The organism is uncultured Arthrobacter sp. (genome assembly GCF_947493765.1).
Lineage (GTDB): Bacteria > Actinomycetota > Actinomycetes > Actinomycetales > Micrococcaceae > Arthrobacter_D.
The window spans coordinates 144,761-160,659 of the sequence record NZ_CANLSZ010000005.1 but is presented as its reverse complement, the minus strand read 5'-3'; the positions used below and the strand labels follow the sequence as shown (position 1 = coordinate 160,659).

Annotated in this window: 15 protein-coding genes; 6 read left to right on the top strand and 9 right to left on the bottom strand. The window is 70.0% G+C overall.

The annotated features are described in order from the left end of the window. Nucleotides 1–46: 46 nt before the first annotated feature. From Q0747_RS09720 to Q0747_RS09710, 3 genes are all read left to right on the top strand, one after another. Complete coding sequence (locus Q0747_RS09720) at nucleotides 47–847, top strand: transporter substrate-binding domain-containing protein (protein ID WP_298254059.1); 801 nt, start codon at nucleotides 47–49, stop codon at nucleotides 845–847. A gap of 75 nt (nucleotides 848–922) precedes the next feature. After that, nucleotides 923–1,708, top strand: coding sequence for an amino acid ABC transporter permease (locus Q0747_RS09715; RefSeq protein WP_298254058.1), 786 nt, complete (start codon nucleotides 923–925; stop codon nucleotides 1,706–1,708). Nucleotides 1,709–1,713: 5 nt separating this feature from the next. Next, nucleotides 1,714–2,490, top strand: coding sequence for an amino acid ABC transporter ATP-binding protein (locus Q0747_RS09710; RefSeq protein WP_298254056.1), 777 nt, complete (start codon nucleotides 1,714–1,716; stop codon nucleotides 2,488–2,490). Here Q0747_RS09710 and menD read toward each other — a convergent pair. Then, nucleotides 2,487–4,340 carry a 2-succinyl-5-enolpyruvyl-6-hydroxy-3-cyclohexene-1-carboxylic-acid synthase gene (gene menD, locus Q0747_RS09705; protein ID WP_298254054.1) on the bottom strand — a complete coding sequence of 618 codons (1,854 nt, stop codon included), beginning with the start codon at nucleotides 4,338–4,340 and terminating at the stop codon, nucleotides 2,487–2,489. The genes Q0747_RS09710 and menD overlap by 4 nt on opposite strands. A 159-nt stretch (nucleotides 4,341–4,499) precedes the next feature. Next, complete coding sequence (locus tag Q0747_RS09700; protein WP_298254172.1) at nucleotides 4,500–5,498, bottom strand: o-succinylbenzoate synthase; 999 nt, start codon at nucleotides 5,496–5,498, stop codon at nucleotides 4,500–4,502. A 131-nt stretch (nucleotides 5,499–5,629) separates the two neighbouring features. Here Q0747_RS09700 and Q0747_RS09695 point away from each other — a divergent pair, with 131 nt between their 5' ends. Both Q0747_RS09695 and Q0747_RS09690 read left to right on the top strand, forming a co-directional pair. Continuing rightward, complete coding sequence (locus tag Q0747_RS09695) at nucleotides 5,630–5,863, top strand: hypothetical protein (protein ID WP_298254052.1); 234 nt, start codon at nucleotides 5,630–5,632, stop codon at nucleotides 5,861–5,863. Then, the gene (locus tag Q0747_RS09690; RefSeq protein WP_298254051.1) at nucleotides 5,860–6,078 is read left to right on the top strand and encodes a hypothetical protein; all 219 of its coding nucleotides are present in this window, start codon (nucleotides 5,860–5,862) and stop codon (nucleotides 6,076–6,078) included. Before Q0747_RS09695 ends, Q0747_RS09690 begins: the two co-directional genes overlap by 4 nt. A 19-nt stretch (nucleotides 6,079–6,097) precedes the next feature. On the opposite strand, the gene Q0747_RS09685 is transcribed toward Q0747_RS09690, so the two are convergent. Next, a complete protein-coding gene (locus Q0747_RS09685) occupies nucleotides 6,098–7,042 on the bottom strand; it encodes an oxygenase MpaB family protein (RefSeq protein WP_298254049.1) in 945 nt (314 codons plus the stop codon). 152 nt (nucleotides 7,043–7,194) lie between these two features. On the opposite strand from Q0747_RS09685, the gene Q0747_RS09680 reads away from it, so the two are divergent. Beyond that, on the top strand, nucleotides 7,195–8,124 hold the full coding sequence (locus Q0747_RS09680; protein ID WP_298254047.1) for a phosphatase PAP2 family protein: 930 nt from the start codon (nucleotides 7,195–7,197) through the stop codon (nucleotides 8,122–8,124). Nucleotides 8,125–8,131: 7 nt separating this feature from the next. On the opposite strand, the gene Q0747_RS09675 is transcribed toward Q0747_RS09680, so the two are convergent. From Q0747_RS09675 to Q0747_RS09650, 6 genes are all read right to left on the bottom strand, one after another. Then, entirely contained in the window at nucleotides 8,132–9,454 is a 1,323-nt protein-coding gene (locus Q0747_RS09675; protein WP_298254171.1) for an MFS transporter, read from the bottom strand. 210 nt (nucleotides 9,455–9,664) lie between these two features. Then, nucleotides 9,665–10,534 (bottom strand): formyltetrahydrofolate deformylase, encoded by an 870-nt coding sequence (purU, locus tag Q0747_RS09670; RefSeq protein ID WP_298254045.1) that lies wholly within the window; start codon nucleotides 10,532–10,534, stop codon nucleotides 9,665–9,667. Between the two features lies 1 nt (nucleotide 10,535). Beyond that, nucleotides 10,536–11,909, bottom strand: a complete 1,374-nt coding sequence (locus Q0747_RS09665) for an L-serine ammonia-lyase (protein ID WP_298254043.1) — start codon at nucleotides 11,907–11,909, stop codon at nucleotides 10,536–10,538. Next, nucleotides 11,910–12,545: a sarcosine oxidase subunit gamma gene (locus Q0747_RS09660; protein ID WP_298254041.1), complete on the bottom strand. Its 636-nt coding sequence runs from the start codon at nucleotides 12,543–12,545 to the stop codon at nucleotides 11,910–11,912. After that, entirely contained in the window at nucleotides 12,538–15,480 is a 2,943-nt protein-coding gene (locus Q0747_RS09655; protein WP_298254039.1) for a sarcosine oxidase subunit alpha family protein, read from the bottom strand. Before Q0747_RS09655 ends, Q0747_RS09660 begins: the two co-directional genes overlap by 8 nt. Next, nucleotides 15,477–15,893 carry a sarcosine oxidase subunit delta gene (locus tag Q0747_RS09650; protein ID WP_298254037.1) on the bottom strand — a complete coding sequence of 139 codons (417 nt, stop codon included), beginning with the start codon at nucleotides 15,891–15,893 and terminating at the stop codon, nucleotides 15,477–15,479. Before Q0747_RS09650 ends, Q0747_RS09655 begins: the two co-directional genes overlap by 4 nt. Nucleotides 15,894–15,899 lie beyond the last annotated feature (6 nt).

Below are 15,899 nucleotides of genomic sequence, written 5' to 3'. Positions count from 1 at the left end.
CTACAATCAGCAGGACATTCTCCGCTCCCGTCCAAGTGAGGCATTCATGAATCGCAGCAGAAGCGCAATGCTGGCGGCACTCGCCACCGGTACCCTCCTCCTCAGCGCGTGCGGCGGAGGTTCCGACGACGCCGGCTCCGACCCCAGCGCCGGGGCCGGCGGCCTCGACCTCGTCTCCGAAGGATCGCTCACCGTCTGCTCGGACGTCCCCTACCCGCCCTTCGAGTTCGAGGAGGACGGCGAGTACACCGGCTTCGACATGGACATCATGCGCGAGATCGCCACGGGGATGGACCTCGAGTTCACCGTGCAGGACGTCGGGTTCGACGGCCTGCAGAGTGGCGTCGCGTTCGGTGCGGGCCAGTGCGACGTGGGCGCCAGTGCCATGACCATCACCGAGGATCGCAAGGCCAATCTCGCCTTCTCCGACCCCTACTACGACTCGCTGCAGTCCCTGCTGGTCCCCGAGGGCTCCGACATCGCCGCGATAGACGACCTGGGTGGGATGCGGGTCGGCGTACAGCAGGGCACCACCGGTGAGAACTACACGAAAGAGAACGCGCCGGAGGACACGGAGATCATCTCCTTCCCCTCCGACGCCGAGATGTACGCGTCCATCCAGGCCGGCGGCGTGGACGCGCTGCTGCAGGACCTGCCCGTCAACATCGGGCACACCGAGGACGGCGCCTTCACCATCGCCGAGGAGTACGAGACGGACGAGCAGTACGGCTTCGCGATGTCGAAGGAGGGCACCGAGGATCTCGTCGCCGCGGTGAACGAGCAGCTCACCGCGATGCGGGACGACGGCAGGTACCAGGAGATCTACGACTCCTACTTCTCGGAGTAGCCCGGCCCCGCCCGTGCGGCCGGGGCGATCTCCGGCCGCGCGGGCATCCCCACCGAAGGAAGGCGTGCCCCGCGCGTGAAACGTTCAACCCGCAGGCGGCTCATCCAGGGCCTCCTCTACGTCGTGTTCGTCGCAGTGGTCCTCTTCGTCGTGCTGGCCGCCGACTGGGAGCGGATCCAGCCCTACTTCTTCAACCCCGACGTCGCTGCCTCGCTGTTCCCCGAGATCGTGCTCACGGCCGCGAAGAACAGCGTCATCTATACCCTGATCGCCTTCGTGGGCGGCGTCCTCCTCGGACTCCTGCTCGCCCTCATGAAGCTCTCGCCCGTGCTGCCGTACCGGTGGTTCGCCACCGGCTTCATCGAACTGTTCCGCGGGCTCCCGGCACTGCTGGTGATCTTCGCCTTCGCCTTCGCGGTCCCCATCGCCCTCTCCTGGCAGCCGCCCGGGGGCAGCACGGGTGCCGGTCTGATCGGCCTCGTCATCGTCTCCTCCGCCTACATCGCCGAGACCATCCGCGCCGGCATCGAGGCGGTTCCGAAGGGGCAGACGGAGGCCGCACGATCGCTCGGCCTGAATCCGCTGTGGACCATGATCACGGTGGTCCTGCCGCAGGCCTTCCGCATCATCACCCCGCCGCTGACCAACGAGCTCGTGATCATCATCAAGGACACCTCGCTGCTGTTCATCGTCGGCATGGCCCTGGACCAGCGGGAACTGACCACGTTCGCGCGTGACGGGCTCTCGAGCACGGCCAACGCGACCCCGCTCGTGGTCGCGGCCCTCCTGTACCTGGTCATCACCCTGCCGCTCACACAGCTGGTGGCGAAGCTCGAACGACACAACAAGAGAGGCCGGTGATCCCGATGTCCCACACAGCATCGGAGGAGACAGGGCGCGGATCGGCAGCAGCTGCACCCGCCATCGAGGTACGCGAGCTGTGCAAGACGTTCGGCAGCAACGCGGTGCTCAAGGGCATCGACTTCCACGTGGACCAGGGCGAGGTGGTCTGCGTGATCGGTCCCTCCGGCTCCGGCAAGTCGACGCTGCTGCGCTGCGTCAACCGGCTCGAGGAGCCCACCAGCGGCACCATCGTGGTGGAGGGCATCGACATCACCGACAGCGAGACGGATCTCGACGCCGTCCGGACGCGCATCGGCATCGTCTTCCAGCAGTTCAATCTCTTCCCGCACCTGACGGTCCTGCAGAATCTGACGCTCGCGCAGCGGCGGGCCAAGAAGCGGGGCAAGAAGGAGGCGGCCGAGATCGCCCGGAAGAACCTGGAGAAAGTGGGTCTGTCCGAGAAGGCGGACGCCTTCCCCACGCAGCTCTCGGGTGGTCAGCAGCAGCGCGTCGCCATCGCCCGGGCACTGTCCATGGACCCGGACATGATGCTCTTCGACGAGCCGACCAGCGCCCTGGATCCTGAGCTCGTGGGCGATGTGCTGGAGGTCATGAAGCAGCTGGCCCGTGAGGGGATGACCATGATGGTCGTCACGCACGAGATGGGCTTCGCCCGGGAGGTGGGCGACCGCGTGGTCTTCATGGACGGCGGCGTGGTGGTGGAGCAGGGCGTGCCCGAGGACGTCCTCGGGAACCCGCAGCACGAGCGGACGCAGTCGTTCCTCTCGAAGGTGCTCTAGCCGTCCAGCTCCGCCGCCGCATCCACGTCGGCCGCAGCGTCCAGCACGGCGCGGCGGATGCGTGCATGGAGATCGCGGAGCGAGCTGCGCTGCGTCCGGATCTCGAGGAGGGAGCGGCCCCGGATGGGCCGTTCCAGCGCCACCTCCAGCTCTCCGGTGCTCGTCGCCCGCTCGTATCGCAATTCATGGGCGGCGGCCAGTGCGGCGACGTCGACGGCGTGCGGAGTGCCGAAGAGTCGCTCGACGGCAGCGCCGTAGCGGTCCGTCGTCGACTCCGCGCCGTGCTCGAGCAGACCGAAGATCCCGCCTCCGCCGTCGTTGAGCACTACCAGCTGCAGCTCCGGCCGCACTTCCCCGGTGCCGATCAGCAGCCCGCCGACATCGTGCAGGAAGGTCAGGTCCCCGAGCAGCACACGCGTGGGGACGCCCGTCGCGAGCGCGATGCCCGTGGCCGTCGAGACCGTGCCGTCGATGCCCGCGAGCCCGCGGTTGGCGAAGACCTCCAGTGGATGGTGGTCCGTGGCTGCCATGAGGTCCACGTCCCGGATGGGATTCGAGGAGCCGAGCACCAGATTGCCCGCAGTACCCGCCCACACCATCTCGGCGACCTGCAGTCCCGTGAGCTCCTGCTCGCCGTCGAGCACGGCACGGACGGCCGCCTGCGCCCGTGCTCCGGCGTCCTGCCAGGTCCGTAGCCAGCCAGCCGCGCCGCGTCCGGCGAAGAGGAGCAGCTCCGACAGCTCGTCGATGATCCGCTCGGGGCGGCGACCCTCCTCGAACCAGGCGACGGGGCCGGGCAGGTAAAGCGCGTGCTCCACGTCGGACCGCGCCAGGAGTGCTGCGACGGGCCGGGAGAGGGTGGGCCGCCCGAAGACGACCACCCGCGTGATGCTCGGCCCGAGCTGCTCGAGGAGCAGGCGGTAGGCGGCGACGGCGCTGCTGCCGGAGCGGGCGTTCGACGACGGTTCGGCGAGCAGCGGGAGCTCCAGATGGGCGGCGAACGCAGCCGCGACCCCGCCGGCGTCGTGCCCCGCGACGACCACCGTGCGCGCGTCGTCGCGCGCCTGCGGGAGCGAACTCCGCCCAGCCGCAGCCGACACGGCAGCGTCCGCCGACGTCGTCCCGATCGTGGCCCGCACGGGCGACGCCGCCGGTGACACGGTGACCTTGCCGGTGCCGGTGACGCTGGCGGTGTCGGTGACGCTGGCGATGTCGGCATCGGTGTCGGTGTCGGTGGCGGTGTCGGCATCGGTGGCGGTGTCGGCGTCGGGCGCGGCTCGGCCGTCGGGGACCAGCGGATCCCGGAACGCGAGATTCAGGTGCACGGGGCCACGCGGGGTGTCACCCGTGTCGCCGCCGAGTGCGGCCCGGAGTGCCGCCGTGACGGGACCGGTCGGGTCGTCCCCGGCGGCGACGTCGAAGTCCGCGCGTACGTGCACGCCGAACAGCTGCGGCTGCACGGTGGTCTGGTTGGCCCCGGTTCCCCGCAGTTCGGCGGGCCGGTCGGCCGACACCACCACGAGGGGCACCGCCGCGTGATTGGCCTCCATGACGGCGGGTAGCAGTTCGCCCACGGCGGTGCCCGACGTCGTCACGATGGCCGCGGGGTGATCCGCTCCGAGCGCGAGCCCCAGTGCCGTGAAGCATCCGGAACGTTCGTCGATACGCACGTGCAGGCGCACGTGCCCGGCGGCCTCGGCGTCGGCGAGCGCGTAGGCCAGCGGCGCGCTGCGGGACCCCGGGGCGACGACGACGTCGGTGACGCCGCCCGCGATCAGAGCGGCGACCGCCCGGGCCGCCGCCGTCGCGGAATCGAGGGGAGCATCGGGGCGGGTCGCTGATTCGGTCACGCTCCCATCCTCACACCCTGCGGGGTGGTCCGAGGGGTGTCGCTCGGCCGCGGCGGAACGCCGACCCCGGTCGGCGTCGTCCCAGCCGTCAGCACCCCAGCTGTTATCGTCCGACCGTCATCACCCCGACCGTCACCACCCGAGCCGTCCTCCCAGCCGTCATCCCGACAGGACGGCGTGCGTGCGGCGGAGCCGGTCCAGCCACCATCGCCTGCGTTCCGGCGCTGCAGCGAAGCGGTCCAGGAGTGCCTCCGACACCTCGACCTCGCGGACCGGTAGGGCGCCGCCCTCCGGGACCAGCGAGGACTCCGTCACGTCGCCGGCCATGAGCGAGACCGTGGCGAGACCGCACGCGTAGGGCAGCTCCGGCAGCGCTGCGGCGAGTGCCACCCCGGAGCGGATGCCCACGGACGTGTCCAGCGCCGAGCTGACGACGGCGGGGAGACCCGCCTGCGCGATGATGTCGAGGGCCCGCCGGACACCTCCGAGGGGTGGCGCCTTGATGACCAGCAGATCGGCCGCGTCCTCGCGTGCCACGAGCAGCGGGTCCTCCTGGCGCCGCACGCTCTCGTCGGCGGCGACGAGCACCCCGTTCCCGCGGCGCCTCAGTTCGAGGCGCACCGAGCGCAGGCCCGGGATGTCCGCCACCGGCTGCTCCACGTACTGCAGCCCGAAACGGTCCAGCGCCTCGACGGCCCGGAGTGCCTCGTCCACGGTCCAGCCGCCGTTCGCGTCGAGCTTGATGCCGGCGTCGGGGAGGAGGCGACGTACCTCCGCGACCCGGGCGACGTCGTCGGCGAGGCGCTGGCCGCGCTCGGCGACCTTGATCTTGACCGCGGAGACCCTTCCGAAGCGGGACAGGACGGCTTCCACCCGGTCCGGCCCGACGGCGGGCACCGTCGCATTCACGGGGACGGACGAGCGCACAGGCGCGGGCAACCCCTGCCACGCGGCCTCCAGCGCCGATGCGAGCCACGGTGCGGCCTCGGCGTCGTCGTACTCGGGGAACGGGCAGAACTCCCCCCAGCCGGCAGGTCCGCGGACCAGGAGGGCCTCGCGCTCGAGGACCCCGCGGAACTTCACGCGCATGGGGATCGCGACCACGCGCGCGGAGGCGGTCACCTCCTCGAGGGCGGGCACGGGGGTGTCGTCGTCCATGCCGGAGCCGGGCCGGGCGTCAGGGTGGGAACTCACGCCCTCAGGGTACGGGAGCGCGGCGGGCCGTCGGGCGCACGAGAACGTCGAACACCTACGGGCGCCGGCTACGACACCTCCGTAGAGTTGTGACCATGACCATGGGGACGAACGAACAAGCACAGACACCACCACGATCACACAACTCGAAGCGCGACGCGGTGATCCATGGGTTCGCGGGTACGATGCTCGCGCTGATCACCGTGATGACCTTCTCGAGGGTCAACGCCTGGTACCTGATGATCGGCTTCGGCCTGATCGCGGTCCTGGCCGTCGTGTACGTCGCCAAGGCGATCATCGCGCTCCGCCGCCAGAACGACTGGTCATGAGTCTCTGGAGCCGCTATCTGTTCGGGGCCTCACTCGTCTTCGGGATCGGCGTGACGATCCTCGCCGAGCGGTTACCGGCAGGATGGGGGCCCGCGTCGCTCCTTGCCATGGTTCTGGCTGCAGCCGCGTTCCTGATCCGCTCCATCATCGACCACCGGCGTGAGCGTTCAGCGATCGGCAGTGTCGAGGACCAGGACGCCGGGCTGCCTGGGTGAGTGCCGGTGCGGGCGGGGTTCAGTTGAGCCAGTCCGGGCGGCCGGCGAGGCCGAGCCGGTAGCGCGCCGCGTCCACGGAGGGACTGTGCGGGCCGAGGGCCAGCTGGAAGGTTCGCAACTGCAGGCGGGTGCGCTGCAACCGGAGGCGACGTGCGAGTGAACGGTCGCCGCGGCCGGGCACCCCGGCGAGGGGGGCCACGGACGGGGAGATGACCAGCGCTCCTGCGCTTGCGATGCCGCTGTAGAAGATCCGTTCGGCCCGGTTCAGCCCGTCCGGGGCGGAGAGGAAGGTCAGGAGCTCGGCGGGGACGGGTTCGAGTTCGGGCTCCAGCGCGCGCAGTGCCTCGGCGAGTTCCCGGCGGTTGAGCGGGAGGTCCTCGGCTCCGAGGGTCCGGGCGCTGCGGGACCAGTCGGCGACGTAGGTGTCGGCCCAGTTGCGGCCGAACCGTGGGGCCAGGTCGTGGCCGACGGCCTCGTGGGCCCCGAGGAAGGCATCGGTGAAGGCCAGGTGCACCCAGCGGAGCAGTGCGGGGTCGGAGGCGGAGTAGTCGCGGCCGTCGTCCGTGGTGCCTTGGACCCGCCCGTGCATGCGGCGGACCCGTGCCGAGTCCCGCTCGGCGAGTTCCGCGGAGCCGAAGGTGGTGATGGTGAGCCAGCGCGCGGTCCCGGCCAGGCGGGCCCAGGGGTCGCTGCGGTAGGAGGAGTGCCGTGCGACCCCGGCCATCGCCAGCGGGTGTGCACCCTGGCCGAGGAGGGCCGCGACGCCGCCGACCAGGGTGGAAAGACCACCGTGGACCTGCCAGACGACGCCCTCGGGTTCGAACAAGCCCGGGCCCTCCCCCACCAGGGCGATGTCGCGCACCCAGTCGGGTGCCCCGGTGGGATCACCGGAGACCCGGGCACGAAACGCGTTGCGGACGCGGTGGCCCAGATCGGCGGGGCGCGGGATCGAGCTGAGAGGCATGATGCTCCAACGACGGTAGGACGGGCACGACGGACACCTGGGACAGGAGACCACTACGAAGCGTAGAACACGGCCCTGACAGGCCGATGGCTGCCGCCTGGTCCCACAGCCGCCTGCAGGAACTCACAGCTGCATGTGGAACGATCGGTGGGATGCCGTCGACGACTAGCCCCGCAGGCCGATCCGGGTCCCCACTCCCCTTCGTCCTCGCCGCGCTGACCTGCGCCGCCGCCCTCGGTGGGACCTACTGGGCCTTCGTCCGGACCACGCGGGGACAGTTCGCCGACGAGTCGGCGTGGCGCGAGGCGGGGCTGCTCGCACCGGAGACGAAGGGTCCGTTCCTGCAGTTCCTGGACACGCTCCCCACCATCTCGCTCGTCCTCGCGGCCGCGGCCATCCTGTTCGTCGCGGTACTGCGCCGCCGCTACGCTGCTGCGGTCGTGGTGAGCCTCGTCATCGTCGCCTCGAACATCACCACGCAGGTGCTGAAGAACGTGGTCCTCGACCGGCCCGACCGGGGCGTCCAGACGCTGGACTTCAATTCCCTGCCGTCCGGGCACACGGCCCTCGCCGCCTCCACGGCGGCCGCCGTCTTCCTGATCGTGACACCGAGGTGGCGTCCCGTCACCGCGGTGCTGGGCGGGGCGTACGCGGTGCTCGCGGGCGCTGCCACCTTCGTCAACCTCTGGCACCGTCCGGCGGACGTCGTGGCTGCCCTGCTCGTGGTCGGCGGCTGGGTGCTCCTCGCCGGACCGGTGATCCTGCTGACGGACGCCCCGGGAAGCCCAGGCCGGCAGGCGCCGCACGCCGGCTGGGGCTCCTCACGCCGCTGGCTCGTGCTCTGCTGGACGCTGGGTGTCGGCAGCCTGCTGGCCTCCGCCCTGCTCTACCTCGCGGTCCGGGCCGGCGTCCTGGTGTCGGTAGCGGACGCCGGTCGTCCGCTCTACTTCTGGTGGGGCCTGTTGTGGATCATCGGCGTCGGCTTCGTCCTCGCCGCCGTGACGGCCTCGCTGTTCATGGCGCGGACCCGCCGGCCGGCAGGGCGAACTCCCCACCGCTCCGACGGGTCCGCCCCGCGGTGACCTCCGGCTACTCGTGGCGCAGGGGTTCGGCGGAGGTCTCGCGCGACAGTGCGACGGCGATCAGGGAGACGACCGCTGCGGCCACGAGATACCATGCGGGAGCCAGGTCGCTTCCCGTCGTGGCGATGAGGAACGTCGCCACGAACGGAGCGGTACCGCCGAAGATCGCGTTCGAGAGATTGAAGCTGACCGCGAACCCGGTGTAGCGGACGCGGGTGGGGAACATCTCCGCGAGGAAGCACGGCAGGGTGCCGTCGTTGAGCGTCAGCATGGCGCCGAGGAGGATCTGCACGAGGACGATGATCAGGAAGTTCCCCGTCCCGAGCAGGGCGAAGGCCGGTACGGTCAGCAGGATGAAGGTGACGGACGCCGAGATGAGCACCTTCTTCCTGCCGTAACGGTCGGAGAGCGCCCCGGTCAGGAAGATGAAGCCGATGTAGGTGATCAGCGCGATGGTGGTGGCGAGGAAGGACTCCGTGGCACCCAGGCCCAGCTCCGCGGATAGATACGTGGGCATGTAGCTGAGGATCACGTAGAAGCCGACGGCGTTGAGCAGCACAGCGCCACCCGCCCGTACCAGGAGGCGCCAGTGGAGCCGGAACAGGCTGGCAACGGGTGCCTTGATGGTCTCGTCCTCCGCCGCGAGTTCCCGGAACACCGGGGTGTCCTCGAGCTTTGTCCGGATGTAGCGCCCGATCAGGCCCATGGGTGCCGCGAGGAGGAAGGGCAGTCGCCAGCCCCAGCTGCTCATGGCGTCGTCGTCGAGCAGCGTGGTCAGGAGACCCGCGATGAGCGAGCCGAGCAGGAGCCCGGCCGCCGTGCTGGCTGGCACCACCGCCGCGTAGAGACCACGCTTCTTCTCGGGGGCGTACTCGACGAGGAACGCGGACGCCCCGGCGTACTCACCCGACGCGGAGAAGCCCTGGACCACGCGCAGGAGCAGGAGGAGGATGGGCGCCCAGATGCCGATGATGGCGTAGCTGGGGATGAGCGCGATGCAGAACGTGGCACCGGACATGATGAGGATCGAGAGGGAGAGCGCGGTCCGCCGTCCCACCCTGTCGCCGATGTGGCCCCACACGAAGCCGCCGATCGGACGCACAAGGAAGGAGATGGCGAAGAGCGCGAATGTGAGCAGGAGGCCCGTCTGCGGATCGGAGTCGGGGAAGAACACCGCGGCGATGGTCACCGCGAGATAGCCGTAGACGGCGTAGTCGAACCACTCCACGAAATTGCCGATGAAGCTCGCGGCGACGACGCGTCGGCGCGTGCTGGCATCCACCGTGACCGGGGCGGACTGCTCGTCCAGGCCGGTGGAGGACGAGCTCATCAGGACCGACCTCCGTTCGTCGTCGTGCTGCGGCATGGACCCACCCCTTCGTCAGGTTGCACGTATTGCAACGTTGTTGCACAACCATAGGAGTGGGCAGGATCACAGTCAAGGGTTCCGGCACTCCGATCCCGTGATCCCCGGAACGGGCCACGAAAAAGACCGACCGGTGGTCCGGTCGGCCTTCTCCGCACTGCTCGCGTGGTACTCCTAGCGCAGGACCACGGTCCTGTTGCCCTGCAGGATCACGCGGCCCTCGCAGTGCCAGCGCACCGCGTTGCTGAGCGCCTTGCACTCGGTGTCCCTGCCCGCCGCGACGAGGTCCTCGGGCCCGTAGGTGTGATCGACCTCCACCACCTGCTGGGAGATGATGGGGCCCTCGTCCAGCTCGCTGTTGACGTAGTGGGCCGTGGCCCCGACCGTCTTCACACCGCGCTCGTACGCCTGGTGGTAGGGCTTGGCTCCCTTGAAGCTCGGGAGGAACGAGTGGTGGATGTTGATCGCCCGGCCGTCCAGCTTCCGGGTCAGCCCGTCGCTGAGGACCTGCATGTACCGGGCCAGCACCACGAGCTCCACCTCGAACTCCTCCACCAGCTCGAGGAGGCGTTCCTCCGCGGCCGGCTTGGTGTCCGCCGTCACCGGCACGTGGAAGAACGGGATGCCGTGCCACTCCACGAGCCTCTGGTGATCGGTGTGGTTCGACACCACGGCCACCACCTCCACGTTCAGTTCACCACTCCTCGTCCTGAACAGCAGGTCGTTGAGGCAGTGCCCGAACTTGGAGACCATGATGAGCACGCGACGTCGGGCGCTGTGCGGCTCCAGCCGCCACCGCATCCCGAACTCCTCCGCGACCGCGCCGAACGCCTCCCGGAGGTCCTCGGCGGAAGGACCGCCCTCGGCCCGGACGTGCAGGCGCATGAAGAAGTGCCTCTGAGAGCGTTCCCCGAACTGCTTGTTGTCCAGGATGTCGCACCCGTGCTCCAGCAGGAACCCGGACACCGCGTGGACTATACCCGGCCTGTCCGGGCAGTCCAGTGTCAGGACGTACTCGTCCGCCGCCTCGTCACTCCGGGCCATCTCAGCACTCAATGACGTTCACGGCGAGGCCACCCCTGGAGGTCTCCTTGTACTTGGACTTCATATCGGCACCGGTCTCCCGCATGGTCTTGATCGCCTTGTCCAGAGACACCTTATGACTGCCGTCGCCGTGCAGGGCCAGGCGCGCCGCGTTGATCGCCTTCACGCTGGCGATCGCGTTGCGCTCGATGCACGGGATCTGGACCAGCCCGCCGACGGGGTCGCAGGTGAGACCGAGATTGTGCTCGATCCCCACCTCCGCCGCGTTCTCCACCTGCGTCGGCGTACCGCCGAGCACCTCGCACAGGCCTGCCGCGGCCATGGAGCAGGCCGATCCGACCTCTCCCTGGCAGCCCACCTCGGCCCCGGAGATCGAGGCATTGAGCTTGAACAGGATCCCGACGGCGGCCGCCGTCAGGAGGAAGGTGACCACGCCGTCGTCGTCGGCGCCCGGGACGAACTTCGTGTAGTAGTGAAGCACGGCCGGGATGATGCCCGCGGCGCCGTTGGTCGGGGCCGTGACGATACGGCCACCGGCCGCGTTCTCCTCGTTCACGGCGAGCGCGAACAGATTCACCCACTCCATGGCTCGCAGCGGATCGCTCACGCCGAGATCGGCGTTCAGCGTCTGGTACAGCGCCGGCGCGCGGCGCTTCACCTTGAGCCCGCCGGGGAGGATCCCCTCGGCGGCGCAGCCGTTGTCCACGCACTCACGCATGACGGCCCAGAGGCTCAGCAGTTCCTCGCGCAGCTCCTCCTCCGTGCGCCAGGTCAGCTCGTTGGCGAGCATCACCTGCGAGATGGACATCCCCTCACGACTGCAGATCTCGAGCAGTTCGTCGGCGGAGGTGAAGGGATAGGGCAGTACGGTCGAGTCGGCCACCACGCGGTCGGCGGCGTCGGCATCGCCGTCCACCACGAAGCCGCCGCCGATCGAGTAGTAGCTCCGTTCGGTGAGGACCGAACCGGCATGATCCAGCGCGCGGAAGGTCATCCCGTTGGGGTGGGCGGGCAGGGACTTGCGCCGGTGCAGCACCACGTCCTCGTCCCAGTTGAAGTCGACGCGCTGGCTGCCTCCCACCCAGAGCTCCGCATCGAGGGCCGCGGCTGCCACGAGATCGTCCGCCGCCGCCGTGTCGACCGTCTCGGGCAGCAGTCCCTTGAAGCCGAGGACCACCGCCTTGTCCGATCCGTGGCCCCGCCCCGTGGCGCCGAGGGAGCCGAACAGTTCGGCCTGGACCCGCCGGGTGGAGCCCAGGACGCCGTCCTCCTCGAGCCCGTCGGCGAACAGCTTGGCCGCCCGCATCGGGCCCACGGTGTGGGAGGACGAGGGCCCGATGCCGACGGAGAACAGATCCAGGACACTCAGTGCCATTCAGGGCACCTCGGGCGAGGCGAACTCGCGCATCGCATCGAGGAGCCAGCGGCCCAGGAAGTCCGCGAACGAGGCACGGGGGAAGATCCGGAAGCTCTCGTCACCGGTCTTCCAGAGGACCACGGGGATCTGGCCGATCTCCGTGGACAGCGCCGTGCCCGCCTCGAGGACACGGGGGTGCAGGTCCAGCGAGCACCCCTTCTCCAGGACCGCACGGGCCCGCGACCCGGTCAGTTCGAACGTGGTGCGATTGGCGGAGAGATCCACCACCTGCCCCGCTCCGTCGCCGAGCGCGTCGCGCAGCGACTGGATCAGGGTGCCGCCGAGCGTCTCGTGGGCCTCCATCGGAGCCACCACCAGGAACTCGGTGGGGCCGAGCCAGAGCACGGAGCTGTCCTCGTTGCCGCTGACACCGCCCGAGGCCTCGGGCAGACCGCCGGTGACCGCGGCGATGCGCTCGCCGACCTCCGTCCCCCGCTGCACCCGGAGGCCCACCATGGTCAGGAAGGGCTCCTCGCGCAGTTCCACGACGCCGGCCACGGAGCCGGCCTCGAAGGCGTCCGCGAGCGGTGCGGCCGGGCTCGTCCTGCGGGAGAGATCGTTGTCTCGTACTGTGTGAGCTGTGGTCTTAGCCATCTTTGCGGGTCCCTTCGGGGTCGAATAGCACGGTATCTGACACGACGACGTCGACGCTTCTGTCTCCGGCCACGGCCACGAGAGTCTCGCCGATCCGTCCGCGCCCGTTCTTGATCAGCGCCAGCGCGAACGACCTGCCGAGGGCCGCGCTGTGGTAGCTGGAGGTGACGAAGCCCTCCATGGAGACCTGGCCCTCGGCCGGATCGGTGGAGGCGCCCTTCGCCACGAGCTGCGACCCCTCCGGCAGCCTGAAGCTGCCGTCGGCGGGCAGCACGCTGACCAGGTGCTTGCGGTCCTCGCGCTGGGCGTCGGCCCGGGCGTAGGAGCGCTTGCCGATGAAGGACTTCACCTTCGAGACCACCCACTCCATGCCCGCGTCCTGCGGGGTGACGGTGCCGTCGGTGTCCTGGCCCACGATCGGGTAGCCCTTCTCCGCACGCAGCACGTGCATGGTCTCCGTGCCGTACGGCGTGATCCCGTACTCGGCCCCGGCGGCCGCGACGGACTCCCAGGTGTTGAGCCCGTACCAGGCCGGCACGTTGATCTCGTAGGCCAGCTCACCGGAGAAGGAGATGCGGCAGACCCTCGCCCGTACACCCGACGCGAGCGTGGTCTCCCGGAACGTCATGAACGGGAAGGCCTCCGCGTCCAGTCCGCCGTCGGCGTCGAGCTCGGGGGCCACCTTCGCGAGTACCGCGCGGGACTTAGGTCCCACGACGGCGATGGTGGTCCACTGCTCCGTCACGGACGTGCACTGCACATCCAGTTCCGGCCACTCGGTCTGCAGCCATTCCTCGAGCCAGTCGAGCACCTTCGCGGCGCCGCCGGTGGTCGTGGTCATGAAGTACCGGTCCTCGTCGAGGCGCAGGGTCACGCCGTCGTCGAAGATCATGCCGTCCGCGGTGCACATCACGCCGTAGCGTGCCGAGCCGGGCTTGAGCTTCTTGAACGCGTTCGTGTAGATCCGGTTCAGGAACTCACCGGCGTCCTTGCCGCGGATCTCGATCTTGCCGAGCGTGGTGGCGTCCATGAAGCCCACCGAGTCGCGGGTGGCGGCGCACTCGCGCAGCACAGCCGCATCCATGTCCTCCCCGTCCTGGGGGTAGTACCACGGCCTCTTCCACTGCCCAACGTCCTCGAACAGGGCGCCGTGGGCCTCGTGCCAGGGCTGGATGGACGTCTTCCGCGCGGGGTCGAACAGCTCCCCGCGCTGGCGGCCCGCGAGTGCCGCGAAGGCCACCGGGGTGAAGGGTGCGCGGTACGTGGTGGTACCGATGTCCCCGATACCGCGGGAGGCCTCGCCCGCCGTGCGCAGGGCCGCGGCGATCACGCCGATCGCGTTCACGCCCGAGGTCTTGCCCTGGTCGTTGGCCGTGCTGATGGACGTGTAGCGCTTGATGTGCTCCACGGACCGCATGCCCGCGCCCGTGGAGCGCAGGACGTCGGCCACGGTCTGGTCCCGCTGGAAGTCGACGAAGTGGTGGTACCACTCGTCCGGCGTCCCGGTCTGACCCGGGACGAGCCACAGCTGGCGGGTGGGGGCCGACGCGGTCGGCTCCGCCGGCGCGCCGGGCGCCGTCGCGTCGCTCGACCCGACGGCGATCGCGGCCGTCAGGCCCGCGGCGCCACCTTCGGCGAGGCAGTCCTCGAGGGCGAAGCTGCCGCGGCCGGAGCCGATGGACTGCTGGTCGGGCACCACGGTGCTCGGCACGAAGGCCGCGAGCTCGTCGTCCCAGCGCAGCTTGCCCTGGCGCTGGGAGTGGAGGTGCACCACGGGGCTCCACCCGCCGGAGACCGCCAGCAGGTCGCACGCGATCTCCTCGACGGTCTCGGTGAGCTCACCGTCGTCGGTGATGCCGCGCACGGTCACGCCGTCGAGCCGATTGTCCGCGGAGGCCGAGGTGTCGGCCACCGCGCTGCCGACGAGCACCCGGGTACCCGCCGACGCCGCGGCCGAGGCCACGTCCGAGTGCTCGGGACGGGCGTCGACGACGGCCGCGACCTCGATGCCGGCTGCAGTGAGATCCGCGGCGAGGGCGTACGCGCTGTCATTGGTGGTGCTGATGACGACCTTGCGCCCGGCCGCGACGGCGTACCGGTTCAGGTACGTGCGTACCGCGGAGGCGAGCATGATGCCCGGGCGGTCGTTGTTCTCGAACACCAGCGGGCGCTCGTGCGCGCCGGGGGCGAGGATGACCTGCGAGGCACGGATGTGCCAGATCCGCTGCCGGGACACCCCGGGGGGCGCCGGGCTGGAGAGGTGGTCGGTGCGGTTCTGGACCGCGATGATGTAGTTGGCGTCGTACGCTCCGAAGACCGTGGTGCGGTTGAGCACGGTGCACTCTGCACCCGAGACCAGTTCGGCCTCGACGTCGTTCACCCAGGCCAGCGCGGGCTTGCCCTCGATGGTCTCCGCCAGCTCGGGAGCCGTGGAGCCCGACAGCAGCGATCCGCCCAGCTCGGACTGGTCGTCGAGCAGCATCACGCGGGCGCCGGTGCGCATGGCCTCCCGCGCGGCCATGAGGCCCGCCGGTCCGCCGCCCACCACCAGGATGTCCGTGTGCATGTACTTCTTGTCGTACTCGGCGCGGTCCTCCTCCGGGTCCAGACGCCCGCGGCCGTTGAGGAACTCGGTCTTCAACCCGTCCACGAGGGTCACCGTGGGCGCCGGGAGCATGGACTCGGCGACATCGCCGGGGAACCGCGGGGAGATGCGGACCAGGGCGTTGGGTTCCTCCACGCCGGCGGAGACGATGCCACGGGGGCGGTTCTCGTAGAGCGAGTCGCCCGCCGCGATCCGGCCGTTGGCCAGCAGGGCGGAGGTGAGGGTGTCCCCCGGGTGCCCGGAGAGTTCCTCGCCGTCGACGGTGAAACGCCAGGAGATGGTGCGGTCGATGCGCCCGCCCTCGGCGAGGCGGGAATTCTGGGAAGTCACTTCATTGCTCCCTTCGGGGCGGTGGCGGCGGGTTCCGCGGGGCCGAGGTCGGTCGAGGCGACACTCGGGCCCGTGGTTCCCGTGGTGGTGCTGTCGGGGGCCAGGCTGGCGGTGCCGAAGTCGGCCGGCTCACCGGCGTCCGGCACGGGCCGCGGCGCACCCATCGGGTAGATGGCCTGGATGTCGTAGGTGACGGTGTCGCGGAGCATGTTGAACCACTGGCGGCACCCGGTACTGTGCAGCCAGCGCTCGGCGAACGAGCCCTTGGTGTTGTCGCGGTAGAACAGGAACTCGGCCCACTGCCGGTCGGTCAGTTCGTCCGGGTTCTCCGGGTAGGGCACGTGGGCCTGGCCACCGTAGTGGAACTCGGTCTCGTCACGGGAGCCGCAGTTGGGGCAGGAGATGAGCAGCATGTGCTT